The organism is Firmicutes bacterium HGW-Firmicutes-1, assembly GCA_002841625.1.
Classification (GTDB): domain Bacteria; phylum Bacillota; class Clostridia; order Lachnospirales; family Vallitaleaceae; genus HGW-1.
In genome coordinates, this window is the sequence record PHAG01000004.1 from 99,845 (window position 1) to 126,227 (window position 26,383).

At 32.6% G+C, this 26,383-nt stretch carries 24 protein-coding genes and 1 tRNA gene; 5 read left to right on the forward strand and 20 right to left on the reverse strand.

Annotated elements, in window-relative coordinates; translation table 11 throughout:
- Nucleotides 1-9 precede the first annotated feature (9 nt).
- The 6 genes from CVU84_06205 to CVU84_06230 all read right to left on the reverse strand — a co-directional run bounded on the left by CVU84_06205 (nt 10) and on the right by CVU84_06230 (nt 6,619).
- A complete protein-coding gene (locus tag CVU84_06205) occupies nt 10-975 on the reverse strand; it encodes a ribose-phosphate pyrophosphokinase (GenBank protein PKM95270.1) in 966 nt (321 codons plus the stop codon).
- A 127-nt stretch (nt 976-1,102) separates the two neighbouring features.
- On the reverse strand, nt 1,103-2,476 hold the full coding sequence (glmU, locus tag CVU84_06210) for a bifunctional UDP-N-acetylglucosamine diphosphorylase/glucosamine-1-phosphate N-acetyltransferase GlmU (GenBank protein ID PKM95271.1): 1,374 nt from the start codon (nt 2,474-2,476) through the stop codon (nt 1,103-1,105).
- A gap of 274 nt (nt 2,477-2,750) precedes the next feature.
- The gene (locus tag CVU84_06215; protein ID PKM95272.1) at nt 2,751-3,053 is read right to left on the reverse strand and encodes a septation protein SpoVG; all 303 of its coding nucleotides are present in this window, start codon (nt 3,051-3,053) and stop codon (nt 2,751-2,753) included.
- Nucleotides 3,054-3,337: 284 nt separating this feature from the next.
- Nucleotides 3,338-4,453, reverse strand: coding sequence for a glucose-1-phosphate adenylyltransferase subunit GlgD (gene glgD, locus CVU84_06220; protein PKM95273.1), 1,116 nt, complete (start codon nt 4,451-4,453; stop codon nt 3,338-3,340).
- A complete protein-coding gene (locus CVU84_06225) occupies nt 4,450-5,742 on the reverse strand; it encodes a glucose-1-phosphate adenylyltransferase (GenBank protein PKM95274.1) in 1,293 nt (430 codons plus the stop codon). Before CVU84_06225 ends, glgD begins: the two co-directional genes overlap by 4 nt.
- A gap of 64 nt (nt 5,743-5,806) precedes the next feature.
- Nucleotides 5,807-6,619, reverse strand: coding sequence for a pur operon repressor (locus tag CVU84_06230; GenBank protein PKM95372.1), 813 nt, complete (start codon nt 6,617-6,619; stop codon nt 5,807-5,809).
- Nucleotides 6,620-6,821: 202 nt separating this feature from the next.
- Between CVU84_06230 and CVU84_06235 the strand changes: the two genes are divergently transcribed.
- The 4 genes from CVU84_06235 to CVU84_06250 all read left to right on the forward strand — a co-directional run bounded on the left by CVU84_06235 (nt 6,822) and on the right by CVU84_06250 (nt 10,775).
- Nucleotides 6,822-8,204, forward strand: coding sequence for a UDP-N-acetylmuramate--L-alanine ligase (locus CVU84_06235; GenBank protein ID PKM95275.1), 1,383 nt, complete (start codon nt 6,822-6,824; stop codon nt 8,202-8,204).
- 410 nt (nt 8,205-8,614) lie between these two features.
- Nucleotides 8,615-9,688: a DNA replication protein DnaD gene (locus CVU84_06240; protein PKM95276.1), complete on the forward strand. Its 1,074-nt coding sequence runs from the start codon at nt 8,615-8,617 to the stop codon at nt 9,686-9,688.
- On the forward strand, nt 9,688-10,677 hold the full coding sequence (locus CVU84_06245) for a DNA replication protein DnaC (protein ID PKM95277.1): 990 nt from the start codon (nt 9,688-9,690) through the stop codon (nt 10,675-10,677). The genes CVU84_06240 and CVU84_06245 overlap by 1 nt, the downstream gene beginning before the upstream one ends.
- 24 nt (nt 10,678-10,701) lie before the next feature.
- Nucleotides 10,702-10,775, forward strand: a tRNA-Arg gene (locus CVU84_06250).
- Between the two features lie 63 nt (nt 10,776-10,838).
- Here CVU84_06250 and CVU84_06255 read toward each other — a convergent pair.
- The 13 genes from CVU84_06255 to CVU84_06315 form a co-directional block, all read right to left on the reverse strand.
- Entirely contained in the window at nt 10,839-11,807 is a 969-nt protein-coding gene (locus CVU84_06255) for a hypothetical protein (GenBank protein PKM95278.1), read from the reverse strand.
- A gap of 15 nt (nt 11,808-11,822) precedes the next feature.
- The gene (locus CVU84_06260; GenBank protein ID PKM95279.1) at nt 11,823-12,917 is read right to left on the reverse strand and encodes a hypothetical protein; all 1,095 of its coding nucleotides are present in this window, start codon (nt 12,915-12,917) and stop codon (nt 11,823-11,825) included.
- A 96-nt stretch (nt 12,918-13,013) separates the two neighbouring features.
- The gene (locus tag CVU84_06265; protein PKM95280.1) at nt 13,014-14,048 is read right to left on the reverse strand and encodes a hypothetical protein; all 1,035 of its coding nucleotides are present in this window, start codon (nt 14,046-14,048) and stop codon (nt 13,014-13,016) included.
- A complete protein-coding gene (locus CVU84_06270) occupies nt 14,026-14,238 on the reverse strand; it encodes a hypothetical protein (protein ID PKM95373.1) in 213 nt (70 codons plus the stop codon). The genes CVU84_06265 and CVU84_06270 overlap by 23 nt, the downstream gene beginning before the upstream one ends.
- Before the next feature lie 445 nt (nt 14,239-14,683).
- Nucleotides 14,684-14,923, reverse strand: coding sequence for a hypothetical protein (locus CVU84_06275; GenBank protein ID PKM95281.1), 240 nt, complete (start codon nt 14,921-14,923; stop codon nt 14,684-14,686).
- 278 nt (nt 14,924-15,201) lie between these two features.
- Nucleotides 15,202-15,654: a GNAT family N-acetyltransferase gene (locus tag CVU84_06280; protein PKM95282.1), complete on the reverse strand. Its 453-nt coding sequence runs from the start codon at nt 15,652-15,654 to the stop codon at nt 15,202-15,204.
- Nucleotides 15,655-15,708: 54 nt separating this feature from the next.
- On the reverse strand, nt 15,709-16,218 hold the full coding sequence (locus CVU84_06285) for a GNAT family N-acetyltransferase (protein ID PKM95283.1): 510 nt from the start codon (nt 16,216-16,218) through the stop codon (nt 15,709-15,711).
- A 257-nt stretch (nt 16,219-16,475) separates the two neighbouring features.
- On the reverse strand, nt 16,476-17,819 hold the full coding sequence (locus tag CVU84_06290; GenBank protein ID PKM95284.1) for a B12-binding domain-containing radical SAM protein: 1,344 nt from the start codon (nt 17,817-17,819) through the stop codon (nt 16,476-16,478).
- Between the two features lie 175 nt (nt 17,820-17,994).
- On the reverse strand, nt 17,995-18,375 hold the full coding sequence (locus CVU84_06295; GenBank protein PKM95285.1) for a type II toxin-antitoxin system death-on-curing family toxin: 381 nt from the start codon (nt 18,373-18,375) through the stop codon (nt 17,995-17,997).
- Entirely contained in the window at nt 18,372-18,545 is a 174-nt protein-coding gene (locus tag CVU84_06300) for a hypothetical protein (GenBank protein ID PKM95286.1), read from the reverse strand. Before CVU84_06300 ends, CVU84_06295 begins: the two co-directional genes overlap by 4 nt.
- 232 nt (nt 18,546-18,777) lie before the next feature.
- On the reverse strand, nt 18,778-21,357 hold the full coding sequence (locus tag CVU84_06305) for a hypothetical protein (protein PKM95287.1): 2,580 nt from the start codon (nt 21,355-21,357) through the stop codon (nt 18,778-18,780).
- On the reverse strand, nt 21,357-22,481 hold the full coding sequence (locus tag CVU84_06310; protein PKM95288.1) for a DNA repair exonuclease: 1,125 nt from the start codon (nt 22,479-22,481) through the stop codon (nt 21,357-21,359). Before CVU84_06310 ends, CVU84_06305 begins: the two co-directional genes overlap by 1 nt.
- Nucleotides 22,471-23,544, reverse strand: a complete 1,074-nt coding sequence (locus CVU84_06315) for a 6-phosphofructokinase (protein ID PKM95289.1) — start codon at nt 23,542-23,544, stop codon at nt 22,471-22,473. Before CVU84_06315 ends, CVU84_06310 begins: the two co-directional genes overlap by 11 nt.
- A 187-nt stretch (nt 23,545-23,731) precedes the next feature.
- Here CVU84_06315 and CVU84_06320 point away from each other — a divergent pair, with 187 nt between their 5' ends.
- Nucleotides 23,732-24,493, forward strand: coding sequence for a GntR family transcriptional regulator (locus tag CVU84_06320; protein PKM95290.1), 762 nt, complete (start codon nt 23,732-23,734; stop codon nt 24,491-24,493).
- A 2-nt stretch (nt 24,494-24,495) separates the two neighbouring features.
- On the opposite strand, the gene CVU84_06325 is transcribed toward CVU84_06320, so the two are convergent.
- Nucleotides 24,496-26,355 (reverse strand): hypothetical protein, encoded by a 1,860-nt coding sequence (locus CVU84_06325; protein ID PKM95291.1) that lies wholly within the window; start codon nt 26,353-26,355, stop codon nt 24,496-24,498.
- Between the last annotated feature and the right edge of the window lie 28 nt (nt 26,356-26,383).

Below are 26,383 nucleotides of genomic sequence, written 5' to 3' on the forward strand. Positions count from 1 at the left end.
ATCTATCATTTAGTGAAATAGCTTTGACACAGATTCATTGTAGTGAATGCTATGTATGGATTCTGCTAAAATTTGTGCAACTGAGAGCTGCTTAATTTTATCAGATTTTTTTTCTTCAGGTAACGCAATGGTATCTAGTATAACCAACTCTTTTATAGCTGATTTTTCAATTCGTTCAAGGGCTGGCCCCGATAATACCCCATGGGTACAACAGGCAAAAACCTCTATCGCGCCATGATCCTTTAATGCATTTGCAGCATTACAGATGGTTCCAGCTGTATCTATCATATCATCTACTAAGATTACCTTTTTGCCTTGTACGTTACCTATTATATGCATTACTTCACTTACGTTTGCTTCTGCTCTTCTTTTATCTATAATTGCCATTGGAACATCTAACTTTTCAGCAAATGCGCGAGTTCTTTTAACACTACCCACATCTGGAGCTACTACTGCAATTGTGTCTTTATCTTCGGAGAATTTATCAGAATAATATTTGACGAGTAAAGGTGTTCCTCTCATATGATCAACTGGTATCGTAAAGAATCCTTCAATTTGCGCACAATGTAAATCCATAGTTAAAATTCTGTCTGCACCTGCTGATTGAATTAAATCAGCTACCATTCTTGCACTGATTGGATCTCTCGCTCTAGCTTTTCTATCTTGTCTAGCATATCCATAGTAAGGCATTACTGCTGTAATTCTACCCGCTGATGCCCTTCTTAAAGCATCAATCATAATGAGTAATTCCATTAAATTATCATTTCCTGGTTGAGAAGTTGGCTGAATGATAAAGCAATCTACACCACGTACCATTTCATTCACCTTAACATAAGTTTCTCCATCACTAAAATGACCCGCTTCTGATTGTGATAACTCTAACCCCAAGAACCTTGCTATATTCTTAGCTAATTCCTTGTGTGCACTTCCTGCAAAAATCTTAATGCCTTCTGTGTTTTTGATAGTACTCGTCATTTTGATAATTCCTCCTATAATCTATTCAAGAAAATCGGCTAGGTAAAAATACAATCCTCGTTACACAACTGCCGCTTTTCCAATTACTATGCAAAACATTCTTGCTTTTCCAATTACCTATGCAAAACTAAAAAGGCTTATTTCGTTTACGTTTAACCCAATCTTCTATATTAACTTGTTGTGCTCTAGCAATTCCCAAACTATAGGCAGGAACGTCTTTTGTAATTGTTGATCCTGCAGCCGTATAAGCTTTTTCTTCAACATTAACCGGAGATATCAGATTTGTATTGCATCCAATAAATGCATAATCTTTAATTGATGTTCTATGTTTATGAACGCCATCATAATTTACCACTACTGTTCCACAACCAAAATTAACATATTCACCTACATCAGCATCGCCGATATAAGTCAAATGGGACACTTTTGTATTGTTACCAATCATGGCATTCTTTATTTCCACAAAATCGCCAATCTTCACATGATCACCTATTGTACAATCAGGTCTAACATATGCATATGGACCAACATTTGTATGCTCGCCTATTGAACTTTTAATCACTGTGGATTGATCTATTGTAGAATAATCATTCACTACACTACTAATGAGCTTGGCATTTGGACCTATCGTACAATTTACTCCAATAGATGTTTTGCCTTCAAGAAAGGAGTTAGGATAAATAACCGTATCCATACCTATTACTACATCTTTCCCAATATAGGCTTGCTCAGGATTGATCATTGTAACTCCACTTAACATATGCTGTTCATTAATTCGCTTTTGCATGATTTTTGAGACTTCTGCCAATTGCACTCTAGAGTTAACTCCAATAATCTCTTCATATGAATCAATTATTAATGCATCAGCTTTTAATTTTTTCTCTATAACGTAAAGGACTGCATCAGGTAAATAATATTCTCCCTGGGCATTGTGAGGTGTAATTGTCTTTAAGGCTTCTTTAAGAACGGCTGCATCAAAGCAGTACATACCTGAATTTATTTCATTTACTTTTAGTTCTTCAAGGGTTGCATCTTTATGTTCTATACTTTTTATAAAAGTGTTATTATTATCTCTAATAATCCTTCCGTATCCTTCTGGATTTGAAACCAACGTAGACAGTACAGTAACAGAATTCCCATTTGTGTTATGGTAATCCACCATACCTTTAAGAGTATTTCCCGTAATGAGTGGCGTATCTCCGAAAAGAATTAACACATTGCCTTCATCGCCAATAAATTTGTCAGCTTGCATCACTGCATGACCTGTTCCAAGCTGTTCCTTTTGTTCAACAAACTCTACTTCACAAGGTGTTTCATTGATTACTGTTTCCGCTTTGTGTCCAACAACAACACAAACTTCTTCGGCTCCTGCTTCTTTAGCCGCTTCAATAACATAGACAAGCATCGATCGATCAAGTACTTTATGCAAAACTTTTGGTATTTCAGATACCATTCTCGTTCCTGCACCAGCTGCCAAAATCACTGCTTTTAGCTTACTCATTAACAGCTCCTCCTTATTCTACTTTTTTTGCCTTACCCATTGTACAATAATTATCCATAATTATCAATGTTAAAAAATTACAAAAAAACTTTAGAGAACAACGCGCTTGTCGTCGTATTACATAACATCTTTGCTCTCCTTGTTCTATACTTCGTGAGAAATCTAAGCTTTCCACTGGAAAAGAAAATCGGCTTCAGCCGCTTTTCTTATACCTTATGCGGAACTTTCTTCGCTGATAAAAAAGGCACTTCTGCATAGAAGTGCCTAAAAAAAGTTAATCTACATCTTCGGAAATTGCAATTTCATCAATTGCATTGTCGGTTAATAAGATGGCTTGATATTTTTCTAATATGGACTTTTGGATTCTATCCCTAGTTTCAGAATTAATAGGATGCGCTATGTCTCTGAATTCACCATCTAGAGCTTTTCTACTTGGCATAGCAATAAATAACCCTTTTTCCCCTTCGATAATCTTAATATCATGTACTACAAATTCATTTTCGAAAGTTACCGATACCACAGCTTTCATTTTACCATCTTTTGCAACTTTACGTACTCTTACATCTGTAATCTCCATAAGCTAACCCCTTTCTGTAACTTGATGTTCGAGGTTTAAAACCCTCTTGTGCCCTTTCACATTCTCTTTGTTTTACTAAGGTTAAAAATAAATACTTCTCAATTTAATTATAGTATAACCTTAATATTTTATCAATGCTTTTTTGTATATTCTCACCAATTTTAATCGATATTTTATGAGAGAGCAATAAATTTTAACATATTGTTTTGTCATTAGGGTATTATTTTACTTCATTCGACAAGAGTCCGCATATAGCAATTTTTTTCTTCTATTATTGGATTTTTTTACAAATAAAACGGTTCTCGCTTTATAACAATTTCTATTTCACCTGCATTGGCTTTGTGTACTGAATCATTTGGTATGTTGGATCTACTATCAACAATGCAATTTTCAATTAAGCAGTTATCACCCACATATGTTCCATTTAATATAATTGAATTTCGAACAATTGTATTCTTACCTATAAAAACTTTTCTAAATAACATAGAATCTTCAACTTGACCATTAATGATGCAACCACTAGAGGATAGACTGTTTCTTACTCTTGCACCAACATTAAATTTAGCTGGTGGTTCGTCTTCAACCTTGGACATGATAGTTGGCTCAGTTCTAAAAAAGGTATCTCTTATGCTCTTTTCTAAAAAGTCCATATTTGTTTTAAAGTATGCTTCTAGACTAGCTATACTTCTCCAATAGCCCTCATGAATATATGCATAGATCTTCTTTTGTTTTCTATATCTAATAATAATATCATTTACAAAATCGTAACGTTCTTCTTTTGCAATTTCTTCGATCAGTTCAATTAAAAGTCTTCTTCTAATAATGTAAATTCCAGTAGATACAATATTTCCTTGTGGTGTAATCGGCTTTTCTTCAAGCTCAATGATACGGTTATCATCATCAACTTGTACTACTCCAAATCTATGCAAATTCTCATCTTTGATCTCTTTACAAATAATTGTAATGTCAGCTCTTTTATCAACATGATATGCTAAAACTTCATTGTAATCTATTTTGCAAATGCCATCTCCTGAAGCAATAATTGCATAGGGCTCATGGCTACTTTTTAAATATTCCATATTTTGATAGATTGCATCCGCTGTTCCTCTATACCACATGCTATTATCATGAGTAATATATGGCGTGAAAACAAATAGGCCACCATGCTTTCTTCCAAAATCCCACCATTTTGATGAACTTAAATGTTCTACTAAAGGTCTTGAATTATACTGCGTTACAACAGCAACCTTATTAACTCCTGAATTTGCCATATTGCTTAATGCGAAATCAATTGCTCGATAACTTCCAGCTACTGGCATTGCAGCAAGAGCTCTCTGATATGTCAATTCCTTAAGTCTTTCATTTTTACCACCCGCTAAAATAATACCTAAGGCTCTCATTCTTCAACCTCCTCTAATATTAAATTTTCTCCACTTTCTAATCTATTGTTTAAGAAATTAGCACTGTTTAATTTTCCATAAAGAGCACAATTTTTTCCTACAACTACATTGTTAGGTATAAATGTTTTTTCTCCAATCACTGTCAATCCTGATTCATAGATATTCGGTAATTCTTTATTGATAGAATAATCACCATAACCAAGCTTTACTCCATCACCGATGTTGCATTCTTCCGCAATAATGGTACGATCAATATAACAATTGTCAGATATTTTTGTATCGCTCATAATGATAGAATTTTTAATGACTGTTCCTTTTCCAATGGTTACATTAGAACCAATAACAGAATTATAGACTTCGCCATATATTTCAGTACCATCACCTAATATGCACGTTTCCAGATTTGCATCAGATCCTATAAATTGAGGCGGTTGAATTGCATTTTTAGTGTAAATTTTCCAATATGGCTCGTATAAATTAAACTCAGGAACGATATTGATTAGCTCCATATTTGCTTGCCAATACGCCTCTAGTGTTCCTACGTCTTTCCAAAAGCCATCAAATTCATAAGCATATAGACTATTGCCCTTTTTTAATAAAGATGGAATAATATGTTTACCAAAATCACTGTCATCATGTCTTTTTTCATTGGCCAATAGTGCTTGTTTAAGAACTTTCCAATTAAATATATAAATACCCATAGAAGCCAAGTCGTTTTTTGGGTTTTTAGGTTTCTCTTCAAATTCAACAATCTTATTATCTTCCCCAGTATTCATAATACCAAATCTATGTGCTTCATCCAACGGCACTTTAAGCACTGCTATCGTTGCATCTGCATTTTTTTTCTTGTGACAATTTAACATCATTTCGTAATCCATTTTATATATATGATCACCAGATAATATTAGAACATATTCTGGATCATAATAGTCCATAAAAGGTATATTTTGAAATACTGCATTTGCAGTACCCGAATACCACGCACCACTTGCATCGCTTACATACGGTGGTAGTATTGTTACCCCACCATAACTTCTATCCAAATCCCACGGAATTCCAATGCCAATATGACGATTCAACTTTAAGGGTTGATATTGAGTTAAAACTCCTACCGTATCAATTCCTGAATTGATACAATTGCTTAATGGAAAATCGATTATTTTATACTTGCCTCCAAAGGCAACTGCGGGCTTGGCAATATGTTTTGTCAAAATTCCCAGTCTACTTCCTTGCCCTCCAGCTAACAACATTGCAACAATCTCTTTTTTTTGCACGCCTTTTCCTCCCATTGAATGTTTATACTCTGTCTTTTTATCACACGAATGCCTATTCAATCAAACTATAAACAATTATCTATTTTTTTGGATATATCTTTATTGTTTTTCTTTCCTCATCAATATCTTCTAGTTCTATAAGTGAATAATAGTTCTCAACAAGCTTTTTTACCGGCTCCTTCGTTGCCATTACCACTGAAACACCCACTACCTTTACATCAAATTCCTTCATCAAATCAATTACACCCTTCGCTGTCCCTCCCGCCTTCATGAAGTCATCTACAAACAATACTTTGCTTCCTCTTTCTAATGCTCTAATTGGCAATGCCATTGTCTTAATTGTTCTTGATGAACCAGCCAAGTAATTCATCTGAATAGTTGGCCCTTCCGTAAGTCTGGCTGATTTTCTTACTATAATGATTGGCTTATTCAGCATCCCTGCAAGCACAGTTGCAAGAGGAATGCCCTTTGTTTCTATAGTAACAACATAATCAATTTCTTGATGCAAAAAAGAAGTAACCATGGCTCTGGCAATCTTTTTAAGCTTTCTAGGATCATAGAAAATGTCGTTCATATACAAATATCCACCGGTTATTATTCTTTTTTTATCATTTAAGTTTTTACATAACTCAATTTTTTCATCTTCCATTTGTTCTTTCGTAAAAGTGGGTGCATAGTAAACTCCCCCGGAAGCTCCAGCTAGTGAATATATTTCTCCTTGATTAGTACTTTTTAAAAGCTTCCCTATAACATCTACATCTTCACTTAAGGTTGATTTTGCACAATCTAATATTTCAGAAAAGTATTGAAGAGTAAAAACCTTTGATGGATTTTCTACAAGTATTTTGGTTATATAGGATAGTCTTTCTGCCTTGTTAAGTTTATTATTCACAATTTTCACCTTTTACTTCCTCACAATTAATAATTAATTACATTATACTCTATTTCCACGAATTATTTAACTACTTTTCAAAAAAATGTTCGGATTTTAAGGAAAACCCTTTAAAAATAAATGAATAATGGTTATAATACAATTAATGTTTGTTTCGTAAATGATAAACGATTCATAATATATATTGTTAGGAGATTATAGAATGTATAAAATTGATTTTAATAAACCTTTGAACGTACATTTCATTGGCATCGGTGGCATTAGTATGAGTGGTCTTGCAGAAATACTAATTAACAATCACTTTACTATTTCCGGTTCCGATATAGCACATTCAAAAATGACAGAACACTTACAAAGCATAGGTATAACTGTTTATATAGGTCACCATGCAGAAAACTTAACGAACTCTTTAGATTTAATCGTTTATACGGCTGCTATTTCTAAAGATAATCCCGAGCTATTGTCGGCAAAGGCATTGTCAATTCCAACTATGGATAGGGCTGAACTTCTTGGCCAAATAATGGCTAATTATACCCATTCTATTGGTGTTGCAGGTACTCATGGTAAGACAACAACGACTTCTATGATGTCTCAAATCCTGCTAGATGCAAATTTAGATCCTACAATAACTGTTGGGGGCATACTTGATATACTTGATGGTAATATTCGAGTTGGTAGCTCTAATTATTTTATTACAGAAGCTTGCGAATATGCCAATAGTTTTTTAAAATTTTCACCACTTATAGCAATTGTTCTAAATGTGGAAGAAGATCATCTAGATTTTTTCAAGGATATCAATGATATTAGAAGCTCCTTTGCTGGATATTTAAATAATGTACCCGAAAATGGTTATATCATTATGAATAGTGATATCGAAAACTATTTAGGTTTATTAGAAGGACTTAATTGCAATATCATTACCTATGGTACAAATGAAGCTATCTCCGATTGGACATGTAAAAACGTAAGCTTTAACGAAAAAGGTTGCGGCAACTATGACTTATATTATAAGGCAAAGCTAGTTGATCATATTCAAATTAACTCAACTGGAATCCATAATGTATATAACTCAATTGCTGCTATAGCAGCTGCCCATACGATTGGAATAGACATCACCTCATCAAAAAGCTCTCTTGAAAATTTTTCTGGGCCTAAAAGACGATTTGAGTATAAAGGTTCTTTAAAGGGAGTAACTGTTATCGATGATTATGCTCATCACCCTACCGAAATTGAAGCTACTATTAAAGCAGCACAAAAACTTGAATATAATAAGTTATGGATTGTATTTCAACCTCATACTTATTCTAGAACAAAAGCTTTTCTAAATAACTTTGCAAAAGCATTGTCAATAGCTGACCATGTCATAATCACGGATATTTATGCTGCAAGAGAAAAAGATCCAGGTGATATTCATTCAACTGACTTATTAGTACAAATGAAAGATATAAATGAAAACTGTCATTATTTTGCTTCTTTTGATGACATTGAAATATTTTTATTAGAGAATCTTGTTCCTAACGATGTGTTGATAACTATGGGAGCTGGAAATATTTATATTGTTGGCGAAGATCTCCTTAATGGATAGTTTTCCACACTATCCACATACTTATTAACATATGTTCGTATTTTTTTATGTGAATAACTTGGTTTACATAAAAACACCCAAAAAAATCAACTTTATCAGCAAAATGCTTGAAAATAAGCTCATTATTTTCAAGCATTTTTAATTATGGCATTTTATGTAAAATGCTATCCACATTATGCACATACTTATTAACAGCCAAAATTCGTCCTTTTTATGTATTTTTTCTTATAAAATATACTAATCCGATCAGTTATGACTTATTTCATTCATAAAATCCTTGCCCAAACATTTTATTTTTAATCCGTCATTTTATTTAGCACAAGGCGAAAAATTTATGGTATAATTAATTTATTACTTGATGATCAAGCTATTTGGTTAACATAATCACTAAGAAAAAGGATTTGTAAAGCATGAATACGATAAAAATCAATCCATCTTCAAATAAAAACTACATATTTGTTCCTAATTGGTTTGTCGACGACTATATGGCAAACTCAAATGGTGATTTTGTTAAAGTTTACCTTCTATTGCTTCGTTATGATTCTAATGATACCAGCGAGTTCTCTACGACAAATTTCGCTGATCAGCTCCATTTAACAGATTCTGACATCATAAGAGCACTGAAATATTGGGCTTCAATGAAGATCCTGAGTCTTGAAGAGAAGGGCAAAGAAATCACTGCAATTTCTTTTTTAGAACCCAATCAACCTGAAAGCGAAGTAGCAATTGCACTTGAATCGAAACCTCTTGAAGTTGATACTCTTCATTTAGATCTATCAACAAAGCCTCAATACAACATGGAAGAATTATCCGCCTTTGTAGCTGCAACAGCTTATAAGGACTTAATATATGTTACTGGTAGATACTTAGGTAAAATTTTAAATCAACAAGATTTGGGTACTTTAATTAGTTTTCATGATTGGCTAGGCTTACCTATAGACGTTATAGAATGGCTCATTGAATATTGCGCATCAAATGATCATAGAAATATGCGTTATATAGAAAAAGTTGCTATAGAATGGGCTGATAATAATATTGATTCATTAGATAAAGCAAAGGTACATACAGAAACCTATAACAAGAAATACTATGCTATAAAAAAAGCGCTGGGCTTTGCAAATAGAAATCCAGTCCTTTTTGAAATCAAAACAATGGATAAATGGATTGAAGAATATCGCTTCGATTTAGAAATTATTCTTGAGGCTTGTAATCGTACTATGAAACAAGCTCCAAATGGTTCTTTTAACTATACAGATAAAATCTTAACCCAATGGTATAAAAAGAAAGTACATACATTACAAGATATTAAACTACTAGATCAAGAACATAACTCAAAATCCACGCAGGCAAAAGGTTCTATAACACCTATAACTTCAAATAACAAGTTTATTAACTTTGAACAAAGGGATTATGACTTCGACAAAATCGAAAAGAAAGCTATGGAAATGGTTTTAAAAGAAAATACTGAAGGGGGTTATAAATAATGCCCTTATCTTCTTCTCAATTTAAATCAATATTACGAGAATATGATTATAAAAGAACAAAAAATGCGCAAACACTACGCGATAGGCACATTGAGATTAAAGAAAAAATTAGCAAAATAGAAGTATTAGACGCTAAAATAGCAACTAGAGGAATTGACGCCTCTAAGCTTATTATAAAAGAACCTCAAAATAGAGATTTGCATTTACAAACATTAAAAACTGAACTTCAAGTACTCAAAGAAGAAAAACAGAATTTATTAGAAAAATATGGATATAATAAGTTTTACTTAGATCCTATTTACGATTGTGAAATATGCAAAGATACTGGTTATGTAGAAAGCAAGAAGTGCTTATGCTTAAAACAATCCTTAGTTGATATCGCCTATGAACAATCTAATTTAAAAGACATCTTGTTAAAAGAGAATTTTTCCACTTTCTCCTTTGATTATTATTCCTCAGATAAGCTTCAAGGTGTAGGCACCTCTCCTTTAGAAAACATGAAGGGCGTTTATCACAGATGTAAGAAATTTGTTGAAAGCTTTGATCAAGAGTTCTCAAATTTAATTCTTTTTGGGCAAACAGGCCTCGGAAAAACCTTTCTTTGCAATTGCATTGCTAAGGAATTACTAGATTCTTCCTATACTGTGCTGTATTTGTCGGCTTTTAAATTGTTTAAGCTTCTTGAAACCTATCGCTTCAAAAATGATGATCAAGAAATATCTTTTGATGATATAGACGATATCTACACTTGTGACTTACTAATAATCGACGACCTTGGTTCGGAAGTAATCAACTCTTTCACAAGCTCAGAATTATTCAGCTGTTTAAATACTCGCTTGTTAACAAAAAAACCAACAGTTATTTCAACAAATCTTCACCCATCAGGCTTATCGAAGTACTATTCCGATCGAATCGTATCGAGAATCCTAGGTGATTTTGCAGCTTTGCAGTTAATCGGAGACGATATTAGACTCCAGAAATATAATTAGTTTTTTAGCAACATCATATTTTTTGCACGTATAGCTCAATTGGATAGAGCATCCGGCTTCGGACCGGAGGGTTGTGGGTTCAAGTCCTATTGCGTGCGCACAAAAAAAGACAACGATTTTATCAGCTTTCTAGCAGTCGTTGTCCTTTTTTTCGCTCATTTTTAGGTAACTAATGTGTCGTTAAGTCTTTTTAGGTAGACCCTATCTACCTTGTAGAAATTGTCTTTTCCCATTAATTTATAAGTGTTGGCTAAGTGCAAATATCCATTTGTTATGCCTATATCACTATGACCTAGGAGTACAGCCAAACTTGCAACATCACCGCCACATAATACATAACTCGTTGCAAAGGTATGTCGAAATAAGTGGTTCTTCATTCTATCAATTCCTGTCTTTAGTCTAATACGCCTTACAACATTTTTAGCACCTTCATAAGTATAATGGTCACCCGATATATTTTGCAGAACATAATCATTGTCACAATGTTTACGATATAGATAGATGTACTTGTACATGATACTTTTTAAATGACTTGGTAAAGGGACTATTCTATCTTTGTTATGTTTTGAATCCTTAATATGTAAGAATCCCTTATCAAAGTATACATCTTGAATCTTTAGGTTATATGTTTCTGATATTCTTAAGCCACAATCGAGCATTAAGTGAATCATTATGTAATTCCTTAAGCCTGTAGAACATTTCAAATTGCAGTGTTCGTCGATTGACTTGATTTCATCTAAGAATAACGGTACTAATATTTTCTTATCTCTGCTTACAGCCTTCATTTTTCTAGATATATTTGCTTCAAGGTATTCCTGTTCATATAGCCACTTGAAGAAAAACTTCACTGGATCAGCATAATATTTTACTGTTGCGCTGCTTAACTTGTCTTTACCTTCTCCTCTACCCGAAAGTTTCTTTCTTGTTCTCAATTCCTTTACATAGAAATTGTAATCAGTGTGCTTAATTTCATCTATGGTCATATCATGAGTTGACTTTCCATATTCCCTTTGTAGATACTCGAAAAAGTATCTTAGATTTTCTCTATAATACTTTACTGTCTTATCTGCTGAAAAACATTCCTTTTCATTTAAGAATAGGTTTACTGCTTTATCTAAATCTAGTGTCATATTTTTTCCCTCACTTTATAAAATTACTTCTATTTCAGAATAGTATTTTTTCTTTTTCTCAACTTCCTCTTTAAACGTACTGTCTTTATTCTTAGATAGATATTCTAGCATAGAATATTTTAATGACAATATCGCATCATCAACATTATCAATATTAAGCAGAGCAGACAATGAAGTAAGATAACCAACAGCACTTGGAACATATTTACTAGTATCCCTCAGACGTTGTACTGAACGCTCTATGTAACCATTAAATTCTAGGTAATCATAACCTTTTTGAATCTCAATCCATAAAGGGTTTAACTTACAATTTTCGCGCCTTGTTGCTGTACTTAAATCAACATATCTTAACCACTCATTGGTTAGATAGTTCCATAATGAGTTGATATTGTTTCTTAAATCATCCCATGAGTCAATATTACATTCCTTTAGAAAATCCCTATGGAGTTCAAATTCTATATTCCAAACATTAAATATATCTAGCTTAGACTTGTCCCATATATCGAAAAACCAGTACTTGTCACGCTTTTCGATTACTTCTCTAGTTTTATTGTATATTCGACATAGGCATTTATTTGTTGTCCTAGATCCAAAGTACAAGGATTCTATATTTCTATCACATCTATGTAAACTATCTTTTCTAAATCTTCCCACAAAGGAATCTACGTCACTTACATTAAAACTTAATCCATCCATATGTAATGCTAAGTCGCATCGGTTAACCTTAGTATTGATTATGTGATTAAATGCTGACCTTATAAAACTAGCAACATAAGAATATGAATTCATCACTTTCTCCCACAGTAATCCTGACTTAAATCTTACAACAATAGGATAGAAACTCTTTGTGTTGCTCCTATACATTGCGAGCCTTAATTCGATTAAGTCATTGTGTAATAGATAAGCGTAACCCCTTGCACCAGTAGGCATTATTTCAAATTCCATATCTTTTATAGATATGTACTCTTTCGTGTCTAAATTGGCATATAAATGCTTTCTTGATTTTTCTTTTGCTTCATCCAATATACCTATATATTTTTTTATTACGTGTTCATAATCCAATACATCGAAAGATATTATCAATGTATCAATATTAAAAATACTTGCCATATTTACACCTCACATTTTTATTTTTTCCATAAGAAAAGGAAACCTGTTAAGATTTCCTTTAAAAATGTAAATATATTTTTCTTCTATGAATATTAACTACGATATCCATGTTGATAAATCTTCAAAACTACCTATTGTTTTCTTCATATTTGCATGGCCTATGGCTATCCCTACGCTCGTAAGTTCAAATTTTCTCATTGTAGAGTTGTTCCATATATCAATAACTTTTTTCATAAATTCACACTTTTGTATAACCTCTTCTTCAATTTCTATATCTGTCAATTTGCTATCCATATATAATCTAAATATTTTATCACTATCTTCTTTAATTAGTGAATCATTATTATCTCTCTCAAAATTTCTCCACGATATAGCACTTAACTGGAATTTGTCTTCATCTCTTGTACTAGCATCAAAATATTTATCAATCATCATAGGACTAATCTCTTCTAGAGAGAATTCTTCCAATTCAATGCCTTTGCTAAATAAACCGCCATATTTTTCAGATAACAGTGTTCCAAAAAATTCCCCGCTGCCTTTATCTTGTCCACAACCCGCATATTCTAGATGTTGATAGCAAATCAAGCTTTTTGCCAAAGACCCAGCTAAAGGCTTAAAATATTTGTCAAATAGATGATATAAATCATCTAAACTATTAACACTTGCCTTGCAATATTTAAACACAAATATTATACTAAGAACTGATATTTGTTCTATAGTTAGTCGTGATACGACTTCTAATGATTCATTCAACACAATTTGAATAATTGATCTATTATCATACTTCGTCCTATTAACCAGCAAATCAACTAATAAATGTCCCAATTCCTCATCCCCATATCTAGCATATTGCTTCTGTACTAAATATAAAGAATATTGAAAATCTGGTGTATTGGCTAATTGCATACCTTCTGGATATTCGTCCACCATTCTCTTAAGAAATGTTTCAGTAATTTCTTCTGCACGTTCCTGTGCAATACTTTTTGCTTCATGTTGCATCTCTAAAAAATTATATTTAAAGATGTCTAATGCAATTTGTCGAACTTCTGTATATGATATGCCATTATTAATTGTCAAGTTTTTAGCTTGATAATTAATTGTCCCATCTTCACCCTTTTGGCTTAATCTCATTATTATCGTTCTCCCCATCGCTGTAGCTTATCTTCATATCATTACCAGATTGATAACCTTTTGAATTTTTACCTATTTTTTGTTTCATGGAAACAGATTTTGTGCTTTTTTTCCACCCTATTATTGCAATTGGGATAGCTACTAACAACCCACTAAATAGCCACTCCTTATTTTCAATTATCCATTTCACCATATTCCTCCTAATAATGCGTTAATATCGCAAATCAATGTCATATATACTTTTATTTTATTATATCATATACATTGTTTTGTAGAAATCTTATTTTTCGCTATATTCAGTTTTCAATGTGCATTTTTGTATTATTTACTCCATAAGTTTTCATCATTCGGTACCCGCTAACACAAGCTATCTATAAAATACATTGATTATTCAGCATATTTAAACCCTTACTTGTGTTACAGCCCCCCCTATTAGTAAGGAGGGGGGCAAAGAAATTCTTATATTTTCTTGATTTATTAACTCTTTAAACATCTCACTTTTGACCTCATTAATCTTCTATGTATTCTGATACACATTAAGCCCTTACAATAACATGTATTATCTGGATTCTTGCACCACCAATTGTCACTATTTCTATTAATTTCTTGACCACATATTTTACACTTCAATTATGTCACCTCACATTATCTCTTTTCGAAAATAAACATGGAACTGTAGTTACTTTTGTACCACATTTACCACCATACAAATAACAGTTAGAGCATTTAAGACATTCCCAACTTACTACTAATATCAATTGTCCTTGTATGTAATCTAATGACGTAATTTCATCTTTATAAATTCCAACCCGATTATACATATCTAATAATTCTTTAATTCGCTTATGTCGTTTTGTTTTGTTAACTTGTAACATCAAATATCACCTCACATTATTCACGAAAGCAACCTTTCGTGTATAGTAACAGACCTTGGGACACCAATTTTGCACTAAAAAAAGAAACCTTTAAAGATTCCCTTAAAATATGTTGCCATTGCCATGGCAGTATTTAATTATTTTACAGTCTCATTTTTTCGAGGTTCATCAGCACAAGCAGAATTGCCAACTAATTAATGTTTTTACAGATGAATTTTCCAGCAATTTCTTATACAGCTTCCAACTGTTTAATTGGCTTCTAAAGCCAAGATAACTACCTATAGTTTTATTATAAATCCTGTTTTCACATCATCTTTAAACCCTGCACTCTTATAAAAATTCAATGTTTCTTTTTTCTTCGAACCAGTTAACAACATAACTTTATAACAATGATTATCCTTTGCTATATCTACGGCCATCTTAAGTACACTCTTACCAAGCCCCCGATTTCTGTGTTCTGAATGCGTGACTACATTTTCAATCAATCCATAAAAACGCATTCCTCTAGTTAAATTCTTAATGATTGAAATAGTACATGTAGACACCAATAACCCGTCTTTCTCAGCAACTATATAATATAAATTAGGGTCTTCATATATACTATCCCATAAATCATATAAAGCTTTACAATCTTCTAATTCTAAGTCTCCATTCTCTAAATGCTTGTATAAATTTAGCAAATCTCTTAACTCTTCTTTTCTTATCAGTCTTATTATATACTCACTACTCATATTCTCCTCCATATTACTAATGACCTGTATTTTTGAAGTGCGTAATATTGTTACTTATTCTTCATCTTTCGCTAAATTATCAAGATCTTCTCCACTGATACGATATACTGTCCATTCATCCATTGCCACGGCACCTAAATTCTTGTAAAAATTTATTGATGATTCATTCCAATCTAAGCACCACCACTCCAACCTTCCACATCCTCTTTCTTTCGCTACTTTTCCTAAAAAAGATATCATTATCTTTCCTAGCCCTTTCCCTCTCATATCTGGTCTGATATATAAATCTTCTAGATATATTCCTGCTTGCCCTAGAAATGTCGAAAAATTATGGAAAAACAACGCAAATCCAATTGGCTCATTGTTATATTCTCCTATTATTACTTCTGCTGACCTTCGTCTAAACAATGCATCATATAGAACCTCTTCTGTTGCTACTACTTGATCCAATAAATCCTCATACTCAGCCAGTTCTCTAATAAATCTAAGAATAATACCTACATCATCTTCTTTTGCAAATCTTATCGTAAAATTCTTATCTTTGGTTTTCATTTTCATACCCATTATTCACCTCTTTAACCCTCATTATCGACTATGTAGTCTAACTTTAAATTTGCTGCACCAGTATTTGAAATGTCACATAATGGTAGCGTGTTCACGACTTTCGTCTGACCTTCTTACCATATATTCTTGAGGAGTCAAAATCTCAGGTAATTCCAGGTGATGTTGTTCAGGGCAACTAATAATAGCCAAAAATTATGCTATTTCGCTACTGGATATTAGATTCAAAACACCTTGTTTCACTGATTGTAGTATAAAATCTATAAATGGTAGGAAAGCTTTTCTGCAATTTTACCAACACGCTCATAAGTAATCAATTCACATAATTTTTCAGTTGCTTTTCCAAATTTGCGGTATAGAAAGTTAAACAAAAAATAAGCTACTCGTTGTTTATGTGTCTTTGGCATCCTTCTAAATATATTTTTTGTAGAGTAAATTTGTTTATAAATCCATATGTATCCATTATAAAGTTCTTCAGCTGTCATATTTTGTGGCTTAAATACAACATTAGCAGTATTGTACTTTGAAAAGTCAAAATTTGTGATTCTTCCATTTTTGACGAACTCATCATAAACTTTAGTTCCGGGATACGGCGTAAGTATATGAGAAGTAACCGTTTCGATTTTATTCTTTACGATCCAGTCCAACGTCGTCTGAAACGTTGTAACATCATCCTCATCTAGACCAAAAACAAAACTAGCATTAATCATTATTTCACGCTTATGAATTTCTTCAACCAAACTCTCATATTTCAAGATATTATTCTGACCTTTATGAACATTTTTTAGAGCATTTTCATTCAAGCTTTCAAATCCAATAAATAAACTTTCACATCCGGAAAGAGCCATTTCATCCAGCAAATCAAGCATATCGACTATGTTTGCCGAAACTGCCGCATTCCATTTTAATCCCATGGGTCTTATCGCTCTGACAAATTCTAATGTCCACTTGGGATTACCAATAAAATTGTCATCTATGAACATTATATGTCTCTTACCGATTGTTTTTATGTCTGTAATTACATCTTTAATTGGTCTGTTAATATATAATTTTTTGTATGCTTCACAACTGTTGTAACAAAAATCGCATTGAAACGGACATCCTCTACTTGTACTGATAATATTACAGTATAAGTACTTTTTCATATCTATCAAATGATATCCTGGTGAAATAATCTCACTACCTTTAATTTCGCTACTGCACCAATATATTTTTTTCAGTTTTCCATCCTGAAGATCTCGAATAATAGCAGGCCATGTTTTCTCCGCTAAACCAACAGATAGAACATCAAAGTATTTTTTTATTGCGTCTGGAAATGCAGTAATATGTATACCCCCTGCTACAACAGAAATGCCCTTACTTTGGTAGATCTTTGCAATTTCTGTTGCACGTATCATAACATCAACAGTGACAGTAATGCCTACAATATCTACCACTTCATTAAAATTGATATCTTCAATATTTTCATTCTCAATTATAACTGTATGTTCTTTATGAAGTATATTTGCTATTGTCAATAATCCGAGTGATGGGGCCATTCTAGTTTTCAGTTGCGTATCCATTGGCCTCATCATCATCCTCGGTTGTATCAACTTAATTATCATATCAGCATTTTTCCTCCAAAGTTCAGATTATACAAATTATCTTTGTGTTTATACTAGTGCACAATGTGATTTAACGTTTGCGTGTTCACGACGTTCATCAGATCACGCACTGATAACATAGAATATCTTAAGACTGAGGAATGTACTGAACATATTGTTATTCGAAGTTCGACTGTTATACAATTCTTGAATTAATCCATTCAACTATATCTTCAAAGGAATAATTATTTGATGCAACCCTTAACCCCAGAATAATTAACTCATCCTGTGAATATGTAATTTCTATCTTATTTAGTTTTAATAGTAATAGCATAGTTGAGATTCCGACTCTTTTGTTACCATCAACAAAAGCATGATTTGATATTAACGAATGGGTAATAGCAGATATTTTTTCTACATCAGATTTGTATAAATACTCCCCCTTGAAAGTGCTAAATCCTCTATTTAATGCACTATAGAGCAACTTTTCGTCTCTTATCCCCATGCTTCCACCTGTTTTTTCTATAATCTTTCGATGGAATACAGTCACATTGTCTATATTTATCGTCTCCACTATTTACTCAACTCCTCTAAAGCTATTTTATTATCTTCGATAATTTCATCCATAGCTTGTTCTAAGTTTTTCTGGCTTCTTACTTTCAAAAATTCAACAAAATCAATAACTTCTTTTTTCTTATCCTCTGAAAGTTCATTAAAATTTCTTATCAAGTCTTGAGCTAATGACATAACAGCACCTTCCTTTGCTTTAAGTAACTACATTATACTATATTCTATCATTTTTTTAAATCGTATTCAAATTTATAATATAGAGAATTTCATGTGATAATGGTCTTCTTAAATCTAATTCTTTTTTCTTCTTATCAAGTAAATCATACATACTGCCACTCGCCCCATTCAAATTGATATTATTATCTAATAATACTGTAAATTTCGTTGCAATCGTAACGCCCTCTATCTTCTACAAATTCACTACATGTAAATCCTCTACAATCCTCTTTATAACCTTAGCCTCTCTCTTGTGACAAGTAAAAAGAATTACCTGACGATTAAGCTTTGATAAATATTCTAGCATCTTAATCAACCGTCGTTCATCATATTGAACAAAACTATCATCTAATATAATTGGTACAGCTTGGCAGTTGTTTACAACCTCTGCAATGCTTAATCTTAATGCAAAATACATGAGATCTATAGTCCCTGCGCTTAAATCATCTACACGCACTAGTTTATTTAACTCATTATCTACTACAGATATTTCCATATTTGAGCTTACCTTTACATCTGTATATTTGTAATCAGTAGCAATAGAAATAACCTTTGAAATCTTTTCATTCAATGTTGGCGCAAAATTATCTTGAATATTCCTTGATATATGTCGTATTGCGTCTTCGATAATATTATACGAATTGAGCTTAAAAGTCATTTTTTCAAACTCTTCATAGTTTTTATTTAGCTCTTCTTCAATTTGTGAAGAGCTTCTTACGCGATTTTCTTTTGTTGCAATTGATGTACTAATAATGCTAACTTCTTTATTTTCTTGAACTATTTGATTGTTAATATTCTTTAGTTCTTCCTCTAATTCATCATAGCTTACTTCAACATCAACTTCTTCGTTCTCTGTAGTTAATAACGATTTATCTTCTCGGTCATCTGATACTACTTCGCCTACATCCTCTTCTCTAAACCCTTCCATACTTAAATATGATTTACCCTTGGTCATTTCGGTGAGAAGATATTTTTTACTCTGAATTTCTTGTTCTATAGCCTTAAAGAGATCATATTCCCCAAGAACATCCTTTAATTCCTCTTCCGAATTTACCTCTAGTTTAACCATAAGTTCTCTAATCTTATTTGAATCTTCTTCAATAATTCTTTGTTGTCCTCTGAGCTTTTCATTTTCTGAATTAATACGGTTTTCAAGAATTTCCATTTCTTCTTCTAGCTGTCTAGCCTTCATGTAATTATCTTGGTATAAAAGCTCTTCTTTAACCATTCTATCTCTTAATGCTTTGAGCGCATCGATATTTTCACATTCATGCTTGCTTAGGAGTGCCTCTTGACGTTCTTCAATTTCCTTAACCCTATTTATAGATGCACTTTCACTTTCTAGCATAAGCTTCATTTGATTTTCTAAATCTCTAAGTTCAATGCGTCGGTTTTTGTTTCTTGTCCATAACAGTAGTGTTGTAACCAGCATTAATAGAAGTCCAATTAACGTTACTAAGGTAAGGCCCTTTATACTTGTCAATAGCCCAAGCATACCAGAATTATTATTGATCCAAATGCTCCCCATTGTCTCAAATAGCTTAATTGCACCTAGAAATACTGTAAGCACTAAGGTTAAAATATATAAAAGCCTAGTATTGTTCATCTTACCTTTACACTTCGCTATTGCTTTCTTTTGTTGTTCAACCTTTTCTGGATCAAAGCCTTGTCCTGTATATTTTTTGCCATTTTCAAATTCCTCATATTTATATACATCTCTTGATATTTGCTCTGAAGCACCGATCTCAATAATAACGCTATCTATTTGTATAATCTCATTTTCAACTACAATTTTCTTTTGAATCATCTCAGAAATCTTTTCTTGTTCTTCTTCAAACGCTTTTTTATAAAAATCCATATTATTGATTTTGATTACTACATCATTGACTTCTTCTTTTGATACCTCTGCAAAAGCATTATATTTTAGGACTTTTTGTTTAAGCCCCTCAATTTCTTCTCTTATTTGTTTCACTTTTTGATATGCTTCTTCTCCATCTTGCCTCTTCAGAAATAACATTTTATTTTCAATATGCTGTTTCTTATTTTCTAAGGCTTGAATATCAAAAGCTAACTTGTTTTCATTGACTTTTAATTGTTTGATTTCTTCCCAGATCTTGCTTGTATCTTCTTTTTCACTTTCTATGTAATCAATTGTTTCTTTTGTTTTACCATAGTTAGATTTTTTACTTCTTTCTGTTCCAATAGCTGCTTTTTTTTCTGAAAGAATACGAAGAATATTGTTTACCGACACATCTACTCTTTTCGTATCCCCTAAATTAATAATGTTGTCTTTAATCTCACCAACAAGTTCTTCGGTTGTTTTGCTTTTCATTTGCGTTATACTAACTGTATTTTGATAAGCTGCTAAATTCATATTTAAATGCTTTAACGCTGGTTGATAGGTTTTTGTCACTGAATCATAAGGATATTCATCAGTTACATTTTCTCCTGTAACATTATTAAAAATATGGACAGAATCTCTATTTTTCATGAAATTTCGTTCAATTCTTAGCTCTTTTTCATCTTGGATAATCATAACTCCTGAATAATCATTTACATTATCCCATGGAAAATACTTTTCGTAGGTTTCACTCGATTTCTTGTTTTTAATATTAGGCTTGTAAAAACCATAAAACATTCCCTCAATAAACTGATGAATCGTGCTCTTTCCAGCCTCATTTTCACCAAGTATGAGATTTAAGCCGTCTTGTAAGTCTATCGTTGTGTTTTGAAATTTACCAAAGCTTTTAATCATGAGCTTTTTAATAATCATCAGTTCACCTTCTCACTCAACAAAATATTAAGTCCTTCATATAAAGCATCTTTTATTTGAGGATCATCTAATCCTCTTTCTTCCATATATCTAACAAAATCTCCAATTAAATTTCCTTCATTGTCTCGTTTGATACCTTCAATGTCATAATTACTTTGAGTCTGGTCTATTACTTCACAATAAAATATTTGAGTCTCTAAAATCTCTTTAATGATATCTATATTTAATGTAATTTCTTCATCCTTAATTCCCTCAATGATTAAACGATACATAGAATGTGGCATCCTATCTTTGTGTATTTCACTCAGCGCCATACCTTTTACTTGCTCAAAAGACATATCGGGATTAATCGTAATTGTCTTAATTACAAAGCTTCTTTTCGCTATTGGCCTAAACCCAATCGTTACTTGTCCGTCTTCAATAACACCTTCAATTATGCCATGCTCACCAGTTTCTTTAAAGTCTAAAGGCTCAGGGCATCCACAGTAAGCAAATCCCGCATTTACATCTGGCTTATGGATATGTCCTAATGCTATATAATCAAACCTTTTATTTTGAAGATCCAAAATATTTAATGGCAAATAAGGGCTCTGTGTATAAATGTCCCCATGCAGCATTAAAATATTTGTTTTTGTATCATCCTCGATTACTAGCTCTTCAAAGCTCATGGAACGAATCTCTTTCTTATTCCAGCTAAAGCTATAAATATCAACATTTAAAGCTTGTATTGAATATTTGCTTAAGCTCTCTTGAAAAACATGGACATTTTCACTCCAGGTTAACATATTGTAGCCAGTTGTTGCATTGATGATCGCATCATGGTTTCCAGCACCGATAACAATATGAACTCCTTCAAGCTCTTCGAACTTTTTCTGAAGATCCTTCAAATCACTAGTGTCTACATAATCACTTTCAAACAAATCTCCAGCAATAAGTAGTAACTGAACACCTTCCTCCTTACAAAGGTCTAAAATTTTGAAAAAGGTCTCTTTTAACTCTGCCCGGCGTTTGTGTCCTAACGCATGTCCAAAACTAGCTGCTCCAAAGCTTCTTCCAATATGAATATCTGAAGTATGCACAAATTTTATACTCATGACAAAACCTCCAAATGAATTAATTTCCAAAACCAACTCCAACCTTTCTAGCAGTACTAATTAACTCTTCATCATGTTCTACTAGTTTTAATTTTCCAGCAACTTCACTTAGTGATGTTGCTTTGGTTTTATTGTTTACGATAGAAACTGTAATACCATATTTTTTTTCAGCAATCATTTCAGCAGCGAAGGTTCCAAGCTTTGTTGATAAAAGACGATCATATGGTGATGGAGATCCACCCCTTTGTTGATGTCCCGGTATTGTCACTCTTGTTTCTAAGCCTGTTCTTTTTGCAATTTCACTTGCCAATTGATAGGATGCTGTATAGTTAGGAGTCATCTCTCTTAACTTTTTAAGATCTTTCTTACTCATCTTAGCTTCCTCTTCTGTCATCGCACCTTCAGCAATTGCTAAAATAGAAAAATTCTTACCTGCTGCTCGCCTATTTTCAAGTGTTTCAAAAACCTTTTCCTCATTATAAGGTATTTCTGGAATCAGTATCACATCTGCTCCCCCAGCTATACCTGCATATAGTGTTAACCAGCCAGCCTTATGTCCCATTAGCTCTACTAGCATAACACGATCATGAGAATCTGCGGTAGTATGAACACGGTCAATTACCTCTGTAGCAATATCGACTGCACTATGAAATCCAAAAGTAATGTCTGTACCCCAAATATCATTATCTATTGTTTTGGGTAGGGCGATTATATTTAGACCTTCTTCTCTTAATAAGTTGGCGTTTTTATGAGTTCCATTTCCACCTAAGGTAACTAGGCAATCTAGCTTTAAGGCTTCATAGGTATTTATCATGTTTTTTACTTTATCGATATTGTCTTCTTCTAATATTCTCATCTGTTTAAAAGGGGTTCTAGATGTACCTAGTATCGTACCACCTCTTGTCAAAATTCCTGAAAAATCATATTCCTTCATATTCTTATATTTATTATATATCAATCCTCTAAATCCATCTTCAATTCCAATTATTTGACAATCAAACATCCCATAGGACGCTTTTGCAACGCCTCTAATAGCTGCATTTAATCCAGGGCAATCCCCGCCACTTGTTAAAATACCAATTCGTTTTTTCATGGAAGCCTCCATTTACAATGATTTCATCTTATTATTATATCATAATTTGTAACAAAAACACGTTTTTGCTACCTAGAACAATATAGGTATTTTTGGCTACTTTTTGTATAAAGTATTGCATTTATTTGGCAATGCTGTAAAATATATTATATAAAAAACAAAAATTCTAATATATAGCAGGTGAATTATGACGCAAATAGAAAAATTCCAACAATATACCCTTGATAAATCAGCAATCATTCCACTTTATTTTCAAGTAAAGAACCTACTCGTGGATATGTTAGTAAAAGGCCATCTATCGCCTGGAGATATGATTCCTACAGAATATGAGTTATGCACTGCTTTTAATATTAGTAGAACGACTATTCGACAAGCATTAACCGAGCTAGTTCAAGAGGGCGTTTTTTATAGAGTAAAAGGTCGTGGTACTTTTGTTACTCAAGAAAAAATCCATCACAACCTTTGTTTCGAAAAATCACTTTTTACAAATGCGCTTATAGAGAAAGGCATTACTCCCTCAACAAGAGTACTTGAACTGAAAACAATCCCCGCTCCAATAGAAGTTGCTACTTCCTTAAATCTTCCAGTTGGTACAGATATTATCAGCCTAAAAAGATTGCGTTATGCAGATAATGAACCTGTATTAATAAGTCATTCCTATTTACCTTATTCTTTATGCAAACATATTTATCAACATGATTTAAATAATGATTCTCTCGCTCATGTTCTTTCAAAAAGTATTTATACAAAGCTTGCCCATACACATTATTCACTTGAAGCAGCGATTGCTACGAAGGAAGATTGTGACCTACTCTCTATATCAAAAACAACCGCAATCTTGTTTGCCCATAGCTTAGGTTATAATAAATTTGATACCCCTATCGACTATACTTTATCACGATATCGTGGGGATAAAAATGTTTTCATTATGGATCAATTACTTGATTAATATTATTTCGAGGGCGCCTCTTGTAGTGTGAGTATTTCAGGTAAATCCTCTAAGGTTTTTTCAGCTGTTTCCTTGTCATATACTGCTTGCAAATACATGCTGTATACCTTATAGACATATTCTTTACCATTAGATAACTTAAAATCAATATATACATTTCCATAAGAGCAATATTCTATTGTAAAGTTATTATTCGCTTCAATAACACCCTTATTTACAAGGTCCTCTAGAATTACGGCATACATATCCTTACTCAAATTATATATAGTAACCTTTTCAATTTCCATTGTTGCAGTTTCTAAATTAAAGGTTGGGTATTTTTTGTTAAAGTCAGTAATTGATTGGATATCTCCATCTAACATTACCCAAGCTCCATCTACCTTTTCAAAAGCAATGGTCTTGAAAGTTTGATAATTGTATTTTGGTGAAGCTACTACAAATGCATATTTGTCATCAGCCTTCATATATCTTACGTAAATTTCCTCAGCCTGAAAATATGATTTCACTTCTTTTTCTATGCTATCCCAGGTTTCACGATCTTTCACATGAGACACTCTACCCGTATCCTCAAATTCATTGTTTTTCAAATAGGCTTCTTTACTAATTGTGGCTTCTTGATCTTCGTTAATAATTAAATATGTTTCCTCATCAAGCTTGTATGAAATAAGTAGTATTTGATTCGTTTTGTCATAATAAAAAGCGAGTCTTTTTAACGTTGCTTCTGGAATGTTCACATTTTGTTCCTTGCAGATAGCTTCAACCGTGAAGTAACTATGATTTGTAACAGAATACAATTGACCCTTATTAATATGCTTTGCTTCTAGTGGAAAATAGTTGTTGTTCAATTTTTCAAATAAAGAATCTCGATATGCTGACAAAATAGAGCCCATAAGCTCAATTCGTTTTTCTAAGATCAGCGCTTGGGTCGTATTCTTGAAATGAGTTCCATACTTTTCAAATAACCCTTTCGCTGTAGGTTGCTCTGAAATCAACAAAATATTATTCAATATTTTCGATTCAGAAAGAATGTCATGAACGAGACTCTCAATTTCTTGTTCTGTTAATTCCTCAACCTTGATAACATACTTAGCTGCTAATCTCTCTTCTTCTACTTCACTATTTTCAAATCTGTTTAATATTTCTGGATTAGTATTGTTTTTTACTTTTTTAAGCTCGTCTATCAATAGCTTATCATTTATTTGAGTAACTACATCTAAGCCATCTTTTGACCATTCTAAACCCTTCATTGTTAACGCTTGTGAAGCAAATAATGTTTTAGTGTCAATCATTATAGGAAGGCTATTTTTAAACAGGAAGCTCTTTAATTTATTTGAGTTTGCTTCCTTTAACTTAATTTCACCCTTTCCAATCATGATATTGTCTAGCTCAATAAATATTTTATCCCCTTCTAAATGTGGATCAATGGACATAGAAATCGGAAGTTTAATCCCATATAAACTTCCATTAATGTGTATTCTTTTTTGAGAATAATCAACACCAACATTATCAATCTTATAATAGTTTGGTAATTGAGCTTTCTTAAACAATACCATAAGCTCCGTATTTACTACATTATCCGGGAGGCTCATTTCCGCTTCATTACCTTTCGTAATGAATTGGTCCGTTACCTTATTCTCAACCCAGAACTGGGCAACTGTCTTAGGTTCATAATTAATTTCAAAGGTATTCATAAATAAATATAAAGTACTTAATAAAAACGCTCCTACTATGATACCTAATCCAATAAGGGCAAAACGCTTGCCCTTATTCTTCCTTGGAGCTTTATTTTCTCCTTTATTCTTCTTTAAAGGATCTGGAGGAATTGGTATCTCCTCCACAATGTCCTGTTTATTTATATCCATACAATCAACTCCATTAACAAATTACTTG